Origin of the sequence: Methylophilus sp. (assembly GCF_035460085.1) — a bacterium.
Classification (GTDB): domain Bacteria; phylum Pseudomonadota; class Gammaproteobacteria; order Burkholderiales; family Methylophilaceae; genus Methylophilus.
In genome coordinates this window covers 1-16,563 of sequence record NZ_DATHWZ010000069.1, presented here as the reverse complement: position 1 = coordinate 16,563, position 16,563 = coordinate 1, and the positions used below count along the sequence as shown (strand labels likewise).

The following is a 16,563-nucleotide window of genomic DNA, read 5'->3' as shown; positions in this document are numbered from 1 at the left end:
TTATAGTGCTCGTCATCGCGGGATTATTATTTGGCTTGATTGCCGAAAATGTCATGAGGGCTGGGGCATTGACAGTTCTCGATATACACATTGCCCAATGGCTGCATGCGCATGGCTCGCCAGGGCTCACACAATGCCTGCTGATCGTCACGCACTTGCATGACCCCTTAGTCATCAGCCCTGTAGCAGCGCTGATAACGGTCATCCTGTTCTGGAAAAAACGCTGGTGTGCAGGGTTAGCCGTCATTTTCGCCGTTCAGGGAGGTATGCTACTCAATTTGCTGGTCAAACAGCAATTTCACCGTGCCCGTCCCTCTTTTGAGAATCCACTCGTCACACTCACTACCTACAGTTTTCCAAGCGGACATGTCGTCGCCAGCACGGTGTTCTATGGGGCATTGGCAGCACTGCTGATCTCACGAACACGTTCACCTGGCCGGACTTTTTACTTCTTCATGATGGCTTTGGCAATGATAGTGTTAGTGGCGTTTAGTCGCCTCTATCTGGGCGCGCATTATTTGAGTGACGTATTGGCCGCTTTTTTAGAAGCGGTAGCCTGGCTTGCGCTGTGTTTCACTGTGATTCAAAGCTATCGTGTGATAACGAAAAATGCGTCTCCCCAGTCATAAAAGATTGATGGCTGTTTGAAATCTCCAGATTTAGAGAGCTAGCCAAGACTGCCGCAAGTGGTTGATCAGTTTCATACAGCAGCAGAATTATATTGAACTTACAAACCACATTTTTATCCTATTTTCTCTTCGTTGGGAAATGGTTAGTTTTTCTATTGGTGAAATTCTCAAAACCTCGTTTGCTTCTTCTGTAAGTTCAAATAAATAAATATCCTGACTAATCATTAACCTTTCATAAAGGAAAGAAATGAATAGCTGGCTTGAATACAAATTTCTAAGTTTCACTGTCAATGAATGGCTTTATACACTGCTGATTTTCATCATCACGTATGCCTGCATGGTACTCATCTGGAAATTTTCCATAAAAAGAATTTCAAATTTCGCCTTACGTAACCCGACTAAATTGGGTGATTTGATCGTAGAAGTCATGCGAAGTACCAATCAGTTAACCTTTGCATTATTTTCTTTGCTGTTTGCCATGCACTTCCTGGAATTGAATGCAAAATGGGTGACGCGCCTTGATTACCTTTCTTTCCTGGTGATAGGAATACAAATAGCGAGGTGGTTGAGCAAGGGGATCACGCTCTGGGCTAAAGCTAAAACAGTGGCCACTGATGGCACCGCCGAAAATGCTGTGCTCACCACCATGCTCTCCTGGATTTTTAAAACGGTAGTCTGGTCTATTGCGCTTCTCAGTATCCTTGCAAATACAGGCGTCAATATCACGGCTTTCGTTGCCAGTTTAGGGGTGGGCGGTGTCGCTGTGGCGCTGGCTGTTCAAAATATACTGAGTGATTTATTTGCTTCGCTGGCAATCGGGTTGGACAAACCTTTTGTGATCGGCGACTTCATTATTTTTGGTGATGTACTTGGCACCGTAGAGCGCGTTGGTTTAAAGACCACGCATATTCGTAGCCTGAGTGGTGAACAGATTGTCTGCGGCAATACTGAGTTACTTAAAAACACGATCCATAATTACAAGCGCATGGCTGAAAGAAGGGTGGTTTTTGAGTTCCGTGTCACATACGGTACCAAAGCAGATGTCGTTGAAAAGATTCCCGAGATTGTTAAACAAGCGATTACGTCACAATCTGAGACAAGATTTGACCGTGCACACTTTAAGGGCTTCGGCCTTAGCTCACTGGATTTCGAGGTTGTTTATTACGTCCTGGATAGCAGTTACAACATATACATGGATAAACAACAAGCCATCAATCTATATCTGATGCGCGAGCTGGAATCCATGAATGTCAGTTTTGCTTTCCCGACAATGACGTTGAACTTGTCAAAAAATGCTGAGCTTAAAATGCGGTTGCCTGAGGGAGCTTTGAGTCCTTCATTGCAATGATATACGCGCTAGAACATTGTTTAGTCTTTGCTAAGTTTGCAACCCTTTTGCAAACTTGGTAGAGAGCACTGAATAAAGAGGGCGGCTGTATATTCGAGAAGTCACGGTAGCGATCAATGAAACGGCCATCAAGCTGATCACCATCTCATGGCCATCAATCATTTCCATGACAATGATGAATGAGGTAATGGGGGCTTGGGTGACCCCCGCTAAAAACCCTGCCATGCACAAGGCGCTCATTGCAATCACCATGTCGTGATAATGAAAGATACTTGCCAGGTCATAGCCTATGCCGGCACCGATCGAAAGCGCCGGCGCAAAGATTCCTCCGGGAATGCCGCTCAAATAGGTAAAAATGGTGGCTAAATATTTAACCACCGGGTAGTACCAGGTTTCGTCGATGGACCCATTGAGCATCGCTTTAGTGAGTGAATATCCCGAGCCATTCGCTGCACCATGGCTCACAATGCCGAGTCCTGCCACCAATAAAGCGCAGAACCCGGTCCAGTAATAAGGATGACGTGTGCGAAAGTCCGTGATTCTCCCCGGTAGATTTTCTGAAAATTCGATCAAAACTTTACTGAATATGCCGCCGGTCACGCCGCAAACCAGCCCGCAGATCAATACAGGGACCAGAATTTCTTTATGGATAATCCCCACATTCAGGCTGCCAAAATAGGTGTAATTGCCTTGTAGTGAAATAGACACCAGCCCTGACAGCACAATGGCTGTGATCATGACGCCATTGGTTTTCTGTTCAAATTTACGACTTAACTCTTCAATGGCAAAAATAATCCCAGCCAGTGGCGTATTAAACGCTGCTGAAATGCCCGCTGCACCGCCAGCAAGAATCAGGTGTTTAGGGTCAATGGTGAAACTTGCAGGCAAGAATCTTCGAAAGCTATGCATGATACTTGCGCCAATTTGCACAGAGGGTCCCTCTCTGCCTGCTGAAAATCCTGCAGCAAGCCCTAATGTGACCAGGAAAAACTTGGCGATCGCTATCTTGATGGATATCAAATGGTTGATGGGCTGGTGTTCATCATGATTCAACGCCGCCATCGTTTGGGGGATACCACTGCCAGAAGCCCCCTTAAACCAGGTCCTGGTGACCCATATAATGAAAATGCCAACCACAGGCATGATCAAAATGGGGATCCACCAAATCTCAGATTGGATCCCGTCAAAAAATGAGATCGCTTTCTCAGTCGCCTTGGCAAACAGAACCACAATAAGACCCGTCGCGGCAGCGGCCGACCAGATAATGAATCTGCCTAACCAGGCATGAATGTCGCTAAGCTGAATCGATGAGACTATATTTTTTAATTGGCTAAGCATTTTTGTTTTTTCTACATAGGTTGTAATTCATTGAGTAGTCATATGCAGAATAGTTTGCCCATTAATTGCAAATGGGGTGTTACTGTGACATCGCCGTCGTCACAGGTGACCATGTTGGCAGACTTCTGGTGGAGCACCCAAGCTTTTTTGCTTAAGCTGTTTGATGATATACGGAGGTAGAGAAAGTTTCTATGATGCTTTTCAAATCGTTCGAGGGTAAAGGTTTGCTGAACAGATAACCTTGTGCCTTCTCACAATCATTTAATCTTAATATTCTTTTTTGCTCCAAGGTCTCGACGCCTTCGGCAACCACGGTGAGTTTCAGCGTGTTCGCCAACGCAATGATCGCAAGCGTAATGGCCTGGTCTTCAGAGTCATGCGCTATGTCCATGATAAAACTGCGGTCGATCTTGATCGTGTTAATGGGGAATCGCTTCAGGTAACTCAGGGATGAATAACCCGTCCCGAAATCATCGATTGAAATGCTGACGCCTGCCGCGCGCAAGGCATGGAATTTATTGATTGTAGACTGGGAGTTGTCCATCAATACACTCTCGGTCAGCTCGATATTCAATGACGACGGGTTAATCGCTGTTTCAGACACAATATCCAGGATTTTATGCACGACATCGAACTCGCGCAGTTGCCTGCCGGAAAGATTCACATTCATCATGAATTCGATGCCAAATTCATCGCGCAACTTTTTCTGTTGCAGGCAGGCTTCGCGTAACACCCATTCGCCAATGGGCAAGATCACGCCAATGCGCTCTGCACAAGGGATGAATACAGCGGGGCTGATATCGCCATAAATAGGCTCATGCCATCTTAGCAAGGCTTCAAAACCAACGATCTGCTCGGTTCTTAAATTGACAATCGGCTGGTAGAACACTTCAAACTCTTTGCGGCTCAAGGCGCTTCTCAACGCATTTTCCAGGTAATTCCGGAAATGGGATTCGTCATCGATTTCTTTAGAAAAGAACTTGAAATTGTTTTTGCCTTCGTTTTTTGCCCTATACATTGCGCTGTCTGCAGAGCGTAATAAATCGGCGGCCTGTATCATCGGCTGTGTAGAACCGCTGATGCCAATGCTGACCCCGATATATAAGTCATTGTTGTTGATGATGAATTTTTCAGCGCAGTGACGAATCACTTTGGTAGCTGATTCACGTGCATGCGAAAACTGGTTATTGTCTGTAATCAGGATGGCGAACTCGTCTCCGCCTATGCGGAATACCTCATCCCCGGACTTGAGGGTACCCTTCAGCCTCTGCCCGACATCAGCCAGTAACTGATCACCGACCCTGTGCCCATAGGTGTCATTGATGACCTTGAAATCATCGAGATCGATAAACATCAGGCAGCAAATCTTGTTGATGCTGGCGGCTTCGGCAATTTTTTTATGCAATTGCTGGTTGAAGTAATGACGGTTTGGCAGCTGGGTGACCGTGTCAAAGTAGGCCAGACGGTCCAGTGCTTTTTCTGTTTCTTTTTGTTTGGCAAGCTCGGTTTCCAGCCGTTCGTCTCTTTGTTCAATACTGCTTAACATCGCATTGATACCCATTGCCAGGCTGCCAATTTCATCATTGGTTAACAAATGGCTGCGTACGGAGTAGTCATAGCTGCTGGACACTTTCTCTACCAGCGTGGTCAAGGAGAGGATGGGTTGGGTCAAAAACTTGTTTATTTTGAGTGAGATCAACAGCGATATGATTAAACCCATAAATGCAGCAACCGCTACCGCCAGGATTAACAAGCTTAACCGGGTATTTAACTTATCCAGGTTAGCTTCTATGAATAACGTGCCAATCACATGATGATCAAACACAATATCCTTGATCAGGATATGCGTGTTAAAGCTGGAACGAAGTTGCCTTAAAGCCTGCAGATTGACTTTGTTGCCATAGTGAGCGTCAGGCTTTGCTTTTACTTCTTTCTCATAGACGGCGAGTAAAGCACCTTTATCATGGAACAGATAAGCGCGATTGATGCTGCTCATTAACTTAAACGTGGACAGGATCTCATCCGCTGCATTTTTGTCACCGAACAAAATGGCGGCCGTGCTGCTATGTTCGATGATAGTCGCCTGGGTGTCCAGATCCTTATAAAGGTCATTCCGGAAGCTGGTGTATCCATAACCAAGCACGATGGCTAACAGTACCAGCAGTGCGGAAATAGTCACTATTCCTTGAGCCAGTAACAATTTAATCTGGATAGATAGGTTTTTTAATCTAACAGAAAACATTATTCGCGCACTTTCTGTGCCAGCTGGATCAATTTCGAGCTGAGGGATATATTGGCTTTACGGGCTTTCGCCAGGTCAAGGTCAAAAACAAGGCGGTTGTTTTTGACAGATAAGTTGATAATTCCCAGACCGTTTCCGCTACTGTCCTCCCCCACAGTCAGCACATGTTCGGTACTTAACATCCTGGCTATTTTTGCCGCATAGCCAATGTCAGCGGTGTTCAGATATACCATCTGGCATTCTGCCGTATCTGCAGATTCCGAAAACCGGGAAAGCTTTATTTTCTTCCCATTCACTGTTTTATTCGCCAGTACTTCAGGGCTGATACTCTCGGCAACTTTATCCAGCGTACAAATGTTGAAAGTAGGCTGGTCATTGGATGGCCAGTCGGCAAACTGCGCAAAGTTATACAGGTAGGCTGAGCGCATATCCAGTTCCGGAATGGCGGCAGCAAGCCTGCTGCTGTGATAGCAACACGCTATAGCGACCACCAAAAGGGATAGTTTTCTTATGGCCATTGATACACCATTTGCACCCAGATGTTCCTGCCATCCTGGGGAATAGTCTCTTGTGTGTTAAAACTCGATGCGGCGATTGCGTAATCGCGATTTAAAAGATTGCGCACAGTAGCACTCAAGATCACATGCGGAATCAGGTTGGTGGAAGAGAAGCTGGCATTCAATAAGCTGTAGCCGGCGATTTCGTTGCGCTGCTCGGTTAAACGCCGCCCGAACGATTGCAATTCGAGGCCAAGATATACCTTATTGCTCAGCAGAGGCATGGAAAAGTTTGACTTGAACAAATGCTTGGGTGAATTGACCAGCCATTGCCCATTGCTGTCTTCGGCAAATTGCCAGGAATAGCTGGTTTTCAAGTGAATGCCGGATTTCCAGAAGTGATCCAGTTCAATATCGGCACCGCGCGTGTTGGCATCACTCAAATTGCCATACTGGAGGATGCCCGTACCACCCACTTCATTGGCGCCGATCAGGTTATGCGTTTGGTAATAGAAAAACGAATTCTGTATTTTGGTCTGGCTATCCGGACGGTTCTCTATGACCAGCTCAGTGGCATTCACGGTTTCTTTCCTGAGGTTTTTGTTAGGCAACAAAAAGCTGGGATCTGAATAATATTTTTCATAGACATTCGGTCTCCTGAAAGCTGAAGCATAGGAGAGTTTTAAATCGGTTGCTTCGTTTGCCGAATAGATAGCGGCCACACGCGGGCTGACAAACGTTGCATTTTTGCCGCCGTAATCATATCGCGCGCCCACATTCAGCCTGACATCAGGGTGCCATTGGTATTCATCTTGTGCATAGCCGCTCACCAGGTATTGACTGTGCTCGATTGACGCAGCCGGCAGGTAAAAGTCCTGCTGGTAATCATTACGGTATTCCACACCGTAAAGCAGTTTGTGGTTTGCAAAACTGGTATTGGTAAATTTTGCTTCCGAACCCCACCAGCGGCCCAGATTTTTTTCCGAATAAAAGTCGCCGCTAAACACTGCCCGACTCTGGTATTGGTACTGGCCGTAATAAGTGCGGTAAGAAGCTTTCAATGCGAGGCTGATGTCATCATCGTATTTAAGGTCTACATAGCCATTGCTGTCCTGTAACCAGTTTGGGCTGGTATTGAAGTCAGCACCGAACTGGGCTGTCGGATCACTTTTGCGGCGGCTCACAAACGCACCGCTTAATGTCCATTGACCAAAAATCAGCTTGCCGAAAAAGCGCCGGTTGCGCTCATCATCGAGGTTCACGGACCGACCGTTATTAGTGGCAGGGGAATCGAATTCTGGATAGTAATGGGTTTGACCGTCACTGCCAAAACGCGAGGCTGACAGTAATACATTCAAGCCATTATCGAATGTTTTGCCATAGGTAATACGCTCTTTCTGGCTACCAAAGCTTCCAGCATCCAGCCCAGTCTGCAGGCCATTAATATCATTGCCTTTTTTGGTGATGACATTAATGATTCCATAAAAGGCACCGTTTCCATATGTGACTCCGCCAGGGCCAGACACATACTCGACCCTGTCGATCAGTTCGGCATCCAAAAGCCCATCATTGCCGAGGAAGCCAGCGTTATAAAGATTGTCATTAGCCTGGTAACCATCGATGAGCAGCATTACCCTGCCCGCATAATCGCCGGTGCGCCCGAATCCCCGGCCACCCATATAGGTATAGGTGCGGTCATTGGTGGTGTAAAGTCCACGCATGCTATTGATAATGTCAGCCAGGGAGCGGTAGCCAAACTTGCGAATATCTTCTGCTGTCACGGTGCTGACCGCAGAAGGCGCATTGCTGATTTGCTGGCCGATTTTCGAAGCAGTGATGATTTCTGTCTGCACCAGGCTTTCAAAGGGGATGTCCGTCACATCTTTGGATGCCCCGAAAGCAGATGTGCAGCCCAGTACAGCGATTAACCATACAAAGGCTTGAAAACAACATTTTTGAGAGCAAAACTGCATGCTCATTTAACGACTTTTTTGGATATATCTTTAACCAAAAAAGCGGTATTTATAAAAGCAAAAAATAAGGTTTTCCGATAGCGAGCGATTCACTGCTTTTTTTACATTATTCGCGGTAATCAGCTAGTGTTAACTCGGTTTTCAGAAAGCCGGGCAAAACCGCTAAAGTTGAATAAATGAATGCCACAAAGTGATAAGAAGAGGTGAAAATCAGGCCAAAAGAGTCAAGTTAGCAATCACTATCCTGGCTTTTCTTTCGCTACTGGTGCGTCCGACAAGATGTAAGTAGTCACTAGTCAACTAAGATTCCGTTGGTTAGAACCAACGTTGAAACCTATTGCTAGTTATATGCCGAAAAGGGGTAGGGAGGATTGCTGAGGTTTATCAATGTCAGTCCCTGCAACGACCTTTACTGTATCTCCAATACGCAACAGACCGCCGCGCAGAATGCGTGCCGTTATACCGCCATGGCCGCGCATGGCGTTGTAGCCCCCTTTCCCTAGCACTTGTTCCATTTTTGAGCAGGGCTCACAAGGGCCCGTGACCTCCAGTAGCACATTGCCTATCAACAGATGCAAAGGCTGGTCTTTAAATAGCGATTTTGTCGCCAGCAGGTTGATGCCCGACACAACCAGATTACGCCTGAGCAAAGCCGGATCAATCTGTGAATGACCAGTGAGCGCTGCTATCACTGGTAAATGCTCAGCTTGCAGCAATGTCACTTGTCGTTTACTTCCATGCGGCGCCGATGGCTGACGCAAACTTACACGATCTCCTTGTAATCCAAGGTCGGCAATGGCATGGGCATGATCTTGCAGCAAACAAGGCTGACCACGACCCGGACGCAGGTAAATCGCATCCAGCCGCCCGGGCTGGCTGAAATGCTGAGTCAATTGACGCAGGGTGACGGGTTGCATGAATGCTAGTGCGGGTCGTTAATAAAGCTATTTACTCACGATTGTTTTACCGATTGGGGCGAGTGAAATGACAGCAAGTTTTAGATGCTGAATCCCAAAAGGAATGCCGATGATAGTGACGAAGCAAGCAAGTGCAGCGCCAAGATGACCGATTGCCAACCATACGCCGGCAAAGATAAACCAGATGACGTTTCCAATAAATCCGAGAGTACCCGTACCAATATCATCCTTCTTATTTAATACATTGCGGCTCACTGCTTCCCGACCAAATGGTAAAAAGGTGAATTGGCCTATGACAAAACAGGCTTTTCCCCAAGGGATGCCGATGATAGTGATGAAAGCCAGAATGCCGAAAAACCACCAGGCCAAGCCCATAAAAAAGCCGCCAAAGATGAACCAAAGAAAATTTAATATACTACGCATTTTTATTACCCCTTTTATTTTTAAATTTGACTGCTAAACATGACTACACGGTATCTTGCCATGAACGCAGTGCGATTTTGAATTCTTCTGGATAACATTTACCACGTCTATGGCAACTTTCGTTGTTTAGCGATTCTTACAGCCTATAAAAATGTCTAGTATATAGGTGGCGATTCACACATGGGATTGAGCATTTATTGATTCAGCCAGGCAAACCCACACAGAATGTCTACATTGAATCATTTAATGGTAAATTTTGCGATGAATGTTTCAACCAGCAATGGGTTGAGACACGCATTCAAGCTAGAAAGACGATTTCTTTGTGGCGTCAAGACTACAATGCAGTTCGACCTCACAGCAGCTGAGGAAAGGTTTCGCCAGCAATGTACACCCAGCAGTTAAGGCACGCAAAGTGATTTTTAAATGGTCTCTGCTAACTTAAAAATGCTACGGCTTTAGGGGCAGGTCACTCAAGGTCATTTTAATAAAAGTGGATGGCCTGTTGTATATGTTTACAAATCAAGCTTTGGAAACGAATGACTTATGTTAAAGAAAACGCATCTCGGCCACGGCATGCGTCAGGCTATTAAAAAATGACGACCATTATTTACTGGTTTCGCAATGATTTAAGGCTGGCTGATAATCCGGCACTTATACAGGCTTGTCATTCTGCCAAGCAGCTTATACCGGTGTATTGCCATGACTCTATCCAAGATATCTTGCAACCGTGGGGGTTTAAACGCGTTGGCGTTCACCGTCAACACTGGCTGAGAGCCAACCTGGCCGATTTAGCCGACCAGCTTAAACAGCATGGCAGTGCGCTGATTGAACTGAGTGGCAACCCGCCGGAAATGTTGGCCACGCTCGCCAGACAAGTGGGGGCCAGCAGCATTGTCTGTGAAGAGATTGCAGCCCCCGAAGAGCAGGCCCAGGTAGCAGCATTACGTGGCAATGGCATCACTGTGAACACGAAATGGCAATCGACGATGTTGCATCCTGATGATCTGCCATTTCAAGCCCGTGATTTGCCGGATGTGTTCAGCGCATTTCGCAATCGCATTGAGCAGGATCTTGTTCGGCCTGCATTGCCACTGGCAGCACCCCGTATATTTCCACCTTTGCCTGAAGAATTGGAGGACGCATATTCATCACCACACACAATGGTGACTGCAACCGCAGAACCTGATGCCAGGTCATCTTTCCCTTACCATCTGCCTGCGTTCGCTGGCGGTGAAACAGCAGCGAGGCGTCACCTTGATCGCTACCTCTCTCGCAAGCTGGCCCATAGTTACAAAGCCACCCGCAACGGGCTGACTGGTACAGATTACTCCAGCAAGTGTTCGCCATGGCTGGCGACGGGGGCCATTTCTGCGCGCACTATTGATGCCGAGATCAAGCAGTTTGAGTCTGAAGATGGCGCGAATGAAGGCACGTATTGGTTATGGTTCGAACTTCTATGGCGCGATTATTTCCGGTTGTTGCACCTCAAATACGGGCGTCGACTCTACCTTGCCGGAGGGCTCACTCTACAACCTGACCCATCGCATGATAAGGCTGCATTTGTTCAGTGGTGTCGCGGAGAAACCGGTCAGCCGCTGGTGGATGCGGGTATGCGTGAATTGGCCGCGACAGGTTACCTGTCGAACCGCTTACGCCAGATCGTAGCCAGCTACCTGATTTATGACCTCGCTTGCGACTGGCGGGCCGGTGCGGCCTGGTTTGAATCCCAGCTGATCGACTATGATGTGTATAGCAACCAGGGTAATTGGCTTTATATCGCCGGACGCGGTACTGACCCCAGAGGCGGGCGCAGATTCAACCCAGAAAAACAGGCGCACGATTATGACCCAGCAGGTGATTATCAGGCATTATGGCGGCAGCCCATGTAAATTCAAAAAGAACTTATGTGTCAGAGAGTCTTTAACCTCAGAGTAATGTACTCTATGCAACTGTGAGTCGTGCTGTGCGTAAGTTCGAAGAATAAAGGTCGTAATGCATGACCTGAACCTCAAGTGTGTTAAACAATTGCATACATTAAAAATAACTAATTAGATGTTAATAAAGCAATTACACATAGTTTAAAATCTATCGACAATATAAATAAAGTGGTGCCGATGATTAAAATCAGACATCGACATTTGAAGTATTAATAAAGACCATATCTGAATGAGATTTATAGGAAATAAAGAGCTAATAACTCCCGAGATCAAGAAATTATTAGAGCTAAAGAATTTGTCAGGAAAGGGACTAACTCTACTCGATGCCTTTTGTGGTACAGGTGCCGTTTCGGTATCGCTACAAGACTCGTTTAACATTATTGCTAACGATATTTTAAGATGGTGCACCATTTACACAAAAGGCCGAGTGTGTGCAAAAGATTGTAAATTTGAAAGGCTCGGGTTTGATCCGATTACATTTTTCAACACTAACACTGAGATATTAGAGGGTTTCTTTTATAGAAACTATTCGCCTGGCGGGTCTGAAAGAATGTACTTCAGCGCAGAAAATGCGGGAAGAGTGGATTTTTTTAGAACAAAAATAGAAGAGTGGAAAGATCTAAATTTAATCAATGAAAGTGAGTATTCATACTTACTTGCCTGTTTAATTGAGTCAGTTTCTCATGTATCTAACACCGCAGGTGTATATGGCGCTTTTCTTAAGCATTGGGATTCTAGAGCGCTAAAGAAAATTCAATTTAGAGTAGTGGATTCAAACAACTCTACACATAATGAAATCGATTTTTTGAACTCAAAGATAGAGGATGTTATATCTGAGGTTGAGTGCGACATCTTGTACCTTGACCCTCCTTACACCCAAAACCAATATGGCACACAATACCATTTGCTAGAGACTTTGGTTTTATATGACAGCCCTTCAATAAGTAAAATAACGGGATCACGTAAAACAGCACCTATGAGGTCTGACTGGTCAAAGGAGTACAAAGCTCATATTCTTTTTGATGAAATACTCGCCAAAACAAAAGCAAAGCATATTCTCTTTAGTTACAGTCAAGATGGATTGATGTCAAAGAGCTTTATTGAAGCTAGTCTAAAGAGATATGGCATAGCAGAAACTTATGTTTGTAAAAATATTTCCTACAGGAAATATACAAACTTCAAATCTAAAGCAAGTAAAGATCATAAAGAGTTTCTTTTTTATGTGGAAATGAAAAGTGAAGTCCAATACGAATCCCCATTAAATTATATTGGCAGTAAAGCCAGAATGATCTCAACTATCAAGGCCCATCTGCCAGCAGATTACAATTCTTTCATTGATGCATTTGGAGGTGGGTTCAATGTCGGTGTTAATATTAATGCCAGTCGGATCGTCTACAACGATATCAACAATTTCGTTTCTGAGTTAGTGGCTTCATTTAAAAAAAATGAAATCTATAGTTATATTTTATATATCAAGAAAATAATAAAAAAATACAACTTAGAGCCTGCTAACTCCGAGAGCTACCTAAAGCTGAGAGATTATTACAATTCATTGCCGTTAGAAAAAAGAGATCCTAAACTTTTATATACGGTTGTTCTTTATGGATTTAACCAACAGATAAGATTTAATGGCAAGCATGATTTTAATAACCCTGTTGGCATGAGATGGTTCAATGACAAGGTTTTAGAAAAGATGATAAGTTTTTCGAGAGTTATAAAAGAAAAGCATATAATTTTTGAAAGTAAAGACTACTCTCAACTTTACTATGAAGCAGATAAAAATACTTTTACTTATTTGGATCCACCATATATGTTAACTACAGGATCCTATAATGATGGCAAAAGGGGCTTTGAAGGGTGGAGCGAAGTAACCGAAAAAAAACTCTTTAACTTTGCAGATAAGTTGAATGATGAAGGTAAATTATTCATGATTTCATATGTTATGGAGCATAAGGGGAGAATAAATAATTTATTGAAAACTTGGATCAAAAATAGAAAATATCAATTGATTAATTTAGATCCTATAGTTGGAAATGACAGAAAAGAGATCTTAATAACTAACTTTAAAAAAAATGCTAAATCCAATACCTCACTTCAAAATAAAGAACAGATTTCAGAAAAAAACTGATTTATATCAAGAGATCTTGACTGATAAAATACTTAGGGATGTATGCTTGAGTATCACAGGAAGCGAAACCTATACAGTTGAATTTGATAACTTTGGATATAACAAGGGGCGATTAGCAGTTTTAGAGTTCCAAGGATCAATAAACTATATTTCATTCTCAGAAAATGTGATTGCTAGCCGAAACTCAAGTTTTCAGAGTTTTCCTAGCGCGCTTTTGAGTTATCAGCTTGAAGAAAATCAGAATAAAAAATTATTTTTTTACTTCTTAGCCTCTAGTGGTAGCAACATAGAAACGCCATATTTTTTATTCATGTATAGGCTGATGAAAACTGTTGGAACCGAGTTTCTAAACGCTAAGCAATACTTACACAATGAAATTCACCCTTTTAATTCTGTGGGGGACTTAATCAATAGCAGATCTGCAAACAGAGTGAAGAATTCTGGCAACAATTCTTCTTATATAACAATAAATGATGAAAGTACGCTGCAAGTATATGGAAAAACTTATGGCGCTAATAAATATGAAACTACATTACTGTGTATTGCGCTTTCACAAATAACTAACACTCTAATTGAGTTGTATCAAATTCAAGAGGGAAATTTATTAGCGTTACCTGAAAAAGCTCTAATAGTAATTAAGAGATTAGGAATCAGTGTAACTAATTCTGATTTTACTTATGAATTAGCAGAATTTGAAATAAACAATAGCCTGCGTTCGCCGAGTTATATATTTAACCTTTTAGATAAATTGGGCGCAAAAAAATGTGCATTATGCTCCTGTGAGATTCCTCAAATTATCGAAGGAGCACATATTTGGCCTGTTTCAAGCATAAAAAAATCTGAAGAAATAACGCAAACTAAAAAACTTGAATATGCAACTGATGCTGATAATGGGATATGGCTTTGCAGCAATCATCATAAGCTTTTTGATAACCATTTGCTTCTAATTACAGAGACTGGGCGAATAAAATCATTAACGAATTTGAAGCACTTTGAGGAAGATTATCTTAAAGTTGTAACTATTAATAAAAAGATTGAAACCAGTGTTTTAACTAAAAACTTTTTAAGTTATTTAGGTAAACGAAATAACCTAATCGATCAAAACTTATATGACTTTATGGATTAAAACATTGTGGACAGAGTAAAAATTGCTGTAGATACATTTATTATTTTCTTAGCTGACTGATGAGTATTCTCTTATCTTTTAGATTGTCATAAATAACCATACAAATTTCGGATGAAGGAAAGTCCTCCCAGCTATCTTGTAATCTATGGCGACCTGAATGATGGATGATTAGGGAATGTGCTGAACGGACTTTGCAGACCGTTTAGCTTATGTATGCGGTCATGCGGGACAGATACCGTCTTGAATTGCAAGCCCCTTGAGTGGAATTTCTATCACGTCATTGGGGTCAGAGTAAATAAGGGCATGCAGGGTCAGGTCTTGCAAAATCGCATTTTTACGATCTGCTTTAAACAATAAAAAAGCCAAGCTAGTGAACACTATCTTGGCTTTGTTTTTTTACTTTTGGTGCGCCCGGCGAGATTCGAACTCACGACCCTTGGCTTCGGAAACCAATACTCTATCCAGCTGAGCTACGGGCGCAATCCTGCCATTATAGCAAATAAGTCACGCTGCCTTGGCGCGCTAGCCGTGTTTTTCTCAGCCTGTGCTGGCATAAGTCGCCTGAAATAATCCTGTCATAGTGCCTGACTATGCTTGTTTCTTGAAAACGTTAAAGTTATTTAAGCATATAAGGATATTGCATTATGAAAGCCATGATTCTGGCGGCTGGTAAAGGCACACGTGTTAGACCACTCACTTATGAATTACCCAAGCCGATGATTCCCGTGTTGGGCAAGCCGGTGATGGCTTACCTGATTGAGCATCTCGCCCTGCATGGCGTGGCGGATATCATGATCAACGTCAGTTACTTGCATAAAAAAATCCAGGATTATTTTGAGGACGGCCATCGCTTTGGCGTGAATATCGGCTATTCGTTTGAGGGAGATATTATCGATGGGCAGGTGGTGCCGCACGCGGTTGGCTCTGCGGGAGGGATGCGCAAGATCCAGGATTTCAGCGGTTTTTTTGATGAGACGACGATTGTGTTGTGCGGCGATGCGGTGATTGACTTGGATATCACGCGGGCAGTGAAAGAGCATAAAGAGAAGGGTGCACTCGCTAGCCTGGTGACCATGCAGGTGCCTATGGATAAGGTTTCCGGGTATGGCGTGGTGGTGACCAATCAGGAGGGGCGCATTATTTCTTTCCAGGAAAAACCTACTCAGCTGGAGGCGCGCTCTAACTGGGCGAGTACCGGTATTTATATTTTTGAGCCGGAAGTGCTGGACCTGATTCCTGTTGGTAGCGAGTTTGATATCGGTTCTGATCTATTCCCTTTGCTGGTGCAGCGCGGCTTACCTTTTTATGCGATCCAGCATCCGTTTAACTGGATTGATATTGGGGTGGTGGCGGATTACTGGCTGGTGATGCAGCAGATGATGCAGGGATTTTTCCCTTCGATGCCGATTCCCGGCAAGCAGGTCAAACCGGGTGTGTGGGTGGGTTTGAATGTGCATATTGACTGGGAACATACCCATATTGAAGGGCCTGTATATATCGGTTCCGGTTCGCAGGTGGATAAGAACGCACGTATTATCGGGCCGACCTGGATCAGCAACGGTTGCCACATCCAACGTGACAGCACCGTGATTCGTTCCATTTTGTTTGATTACACGCGTATCGCGCAGGATTACAAAGTGGAAGAGCGTATTGTGTGTGGCGAGTATTGCGTGGACCGCGATGGCCGCATGGTGCATTTCGATGACGAGAGCTGCGACATTATCTGGACAGATGCACGCGAAAAAGTGGTGTATCCACAGAATTATGCTTATGCACGGCTTTGATAATGAGTGTGTGCGCTCACAATTTAACCAATTTTTAATTGGCTAACTATCTTGGCAACAAGTTGGTTTTATAGTCTGCTGAAATATTGGTGACATGCCAGCTTCAAGGATTTGTCATATTCGCTGAGTATTCTCTAAACACTTTTGAGGAGAGTATACACAATGAAAAAAATGACTTTAATGCTGGCATTGGCACTGGGTTCACTCAGTGCTGCAGAAGC

12 protein-coding genes, 1 tRNA gene and 1 pseudogene are annotated in these 16,563 nt (G+C 44.1%); 7 read left to right on the top strand and 7 right to left on the bottom strand.

The window, feature by feature from the left end; all coding sequences use genetic code 11:
- Nucleotides 1-5 precede the first annotated feature (5 nt).
- Together VK958_RS10235 and VK958_RS10230 are read left to right on the top strand one after the other, a co-directional pair.
- The gene (locus tag VK958_RS10235) at nucleotides 6-629 is read left to right on the top strand and encodes a phosphatase PAP2 family protein (RefSeq protein WP_325241082.1); all 624 of its coding nucleotides are present in this window, start codon (nucleotides 6-8) and stop codon (nucleotides 627-629) included.
- 247 nt (nucleotides 630-876) lie between these two features.
- Nucleotides 877-1,977, top strand: coding sequence for a mechanosensitive ion channel family protein (locus VK958_RS10230; RefSeq protein ID WP_325241081.1), 1,101 nt, complete (start codon nucleotides 877-879; stop codon nucleotides 1,975-1,977).
- A 30-nt stretch (nucleotides 1,978-2,007) separates the two neighbouring features.
- On the opposite strand, the gene VK958_RS10225 is transcribed toward VK958_RS10230, so the two are convergent.
- The 6 genes from VK958_RS10225 to VK958_RS10200 all read right to left on the bottom strand — a co-directional run bounded on the left by VK958_RS10225 (nucleotide 2,008) and on the right by VK958_RS10200 (nucleotide 9,367).
- A complete protein-coding gene (locus tag VK958_RS10225; protein WP_325241080.1) occupies nucleotides 2,008-3,315 on the bottom strand; it encodes a chloride channel protein in 1,308 nt (435 codons plus the stop codon).
- Between the two features lie 151 nt (nucleotides 3,316-3,466).
- The gene (locus VK958_RS10220; protein WP_325241079.1) at nucleotides 3,467-5,557 is read right to left on the bottom strand and encodes a bifunctional diguanylate cyclase/phosphodiesterase; all 2,091 of its coding nucleotides are present in this window, start codon (nucleotides 5,555-5,557) and stop codon (nucleotides 3,467-3,469) included.
- Entirely contained in the window at nucleotides 5,557-6,075 is a 519-nt protein-coding gene (locus tag VK958_RS10215) for a YfiR family protein (RefSeq protein ID WP_325241078.1), read from the bottom strand. The genes VK958_RS10220 and VK958_RS10215 overlap by 1 nt, the downstream gene beginning before the upstream one ends.
- Nucleotides 6,066-7,934 carry a TonB-dependent receptor plug domain-containing protein gene (locus tag VK958_RS10210; protein WP_325241077.1) on the bottom strand — a complete coding sequence of 623 codons (1,869 nt, stop codon included), beginning with the start codon at nucleotides 7,932-7,934 and terminating at the stop codon, nucleotides 6,066-6,068. Before VK958_RS10210 ends, VK958_RS10215 begins: the two co-directional genes overlap by 10 nt.
- A gap of 437 nt (nucleotides 7,935-8,371) precedes the next feature.
- A complete protein-coding gene (locus VK958_RS10205) occupies nucleotides 8,372-8,944 on the bottom strand; it encodes an MOSC domain-containing protein (RefSeq protein ID WP_325241076.1) in 573 nt (190 codons plus the stop codon).
- 27 nt (nucleotides 8,945-8,971) lie between these two features.
- Nucleotides 8,972-9,367, bottom strand: coding sequence for a YccF domain-containing protein (locus VK958_RS10200; protein WP_325241075.1), 396 nt, complete (start codon nucleotides 9,365-9,367; stop codon nucleotides 8,972-8,974).
- 164 nt (nucleotides 9,368-9,531) lie between these two features.
- Here VK958_RS10200 and VK958_RS10195 point away from each other — a divergent pair.
- The 4 genes and pseudogenes from VK958_RS10195 to VK958_RS10180 form a co-directional block, all read left to right on the top strand.
- Nucleotides 9,532-9,729: pseudogene (locus VK958_RS10195) on the top strand (integrase core domain-containing protein); the annotation flags it as partial.
- A 231-nt stretch (nucleotides 9,730-9,960) separates the two neighbouring features.
- Nucleotides 9,961-11,256, top strand: coding sequence for a DASH family cryptochrome (locus VK958_RS10190; RefSeq protein WP_325241074.1), 1,296 nt, complete (start codon nucleotides 9,961-9,963; stop codon nucleotides 11,254-11,256).
- Between the two features lie 277 nt (nucleotides 11,257-11,533).
- Nucleotides 11,534-13,432, top strand: a complete 1,899-nt coding sequence (locus VK958_RS10185) for a Dam family site-specific DNA-(adenine-N6)-methyltransferase (protein WP_325241073.1) — start codon at nucleotides 11,534-11,536, stop codon at nucleotides 13,430-13,432.
- Nucleotides 13,433-13,478: 46 nt separating this feature from the next.
- Nucleotides 13,479-14,558: an HNH endonuclease signature motif containing protein gene (locus tag VK958_RS10180; protein WP_325241072.1), complete on the top strand. Its 1,080-nt coding sequence runs from the start codon at nucleotides 13,479-13,481 to the stop codon at nucleotides 14,556-14,558.
- A 403-nt stretch (nucleotides 14,559-14,961) separates the two neighbouring features.
- Here the strand turns inward: VK958_RS10180 and VK958_RS10175 are convergent.
- Nucleotides 14,962-15,038: transfer RNA gene (locus VK958_RS10175), tRNA-Arg, on the bottom strand.
- A gap of 164 nt (nucleotides 15,039-15,202) precedes the next feature.
- Between VK958_RS10175 and VK958_RS10170 the strand changes: the two genes are divergently transcribed.
- On the top strand, nucleotides 15,203-16,342 hold the full coding sequence (locus VK958_RS10170) for a nucleotidyltransferase family protein (RefSeq protein WP_325241071.1): 1,140 nt from the start codon (nucleotides 15,203-15,205) through the stop codon (nucleotides 16,340-16,342).
- Nucleotides 16,343-16,563: the final 221 nt, after the last annotated feature.

Coding starts and splice junctions, on each gene's coding strand:
- VK958_RS10230 (WP_325241081.1), top strand. CDS start 877: ATGAATAGCTGGCTTGAATACAAATTTCTAAGTTTCACTGTCAATGAA.
- VK958_RS10225 (WP_325241080.1), bottom strand. CDS start 3,315: ATGCTTAGCCAATTAAAAAATATAGTCTCATCGATTCAGCTTAGCGAC.
- VK958_RS10220 (WP_325241079.1), bottom strand. CDS start 5,557: ATGTTTTCTGTTAGATTAAAAAACCTATCTATCCAGATTAAATTGTTA.
- VK958_RS10215 (WP_325241078.1), bottom strand. CDS start 6,075: ATGGCCATAAGAAAACTATCCCTTTTGGTGGTCGCTATAGCGTGTTGC.
- VK958_RS10205 (WP_325241076.1), bottom strand. CDS start 8,944: ATGCAACCCGTCACCCTGCGTCAATTGACTCAGCATTTCAGCCAGCCC.
- VK958_RS10200 (WP_325241075.1), bottom strand. CDS start 9,367: ATGCGTAGTATATTAAATTTTCTTTGGTTCATCTTTGGCGGCTTTTTT.
- VK958_RS10190 (WP_325241074.1), top strand. CDS start 9,961: ATGACGACCATTATTTACTGGTTTCGCAATGATTTAAGGCTGGCTGAT.
- VK958_RS10185 (WP_325241073.1), top strand. CDS start 11,534: ATGAGATTTATAGGAAATAAAGAGCTAATAACTCCCGAGATCAAGAAA.
- VK958_RS10170 (WP_325241071.1), top strand. CDS start 15,203: ATGAAAGCCATGATTCTGGCGGCTGGTAAAGGCACACGTGTTAGACCA.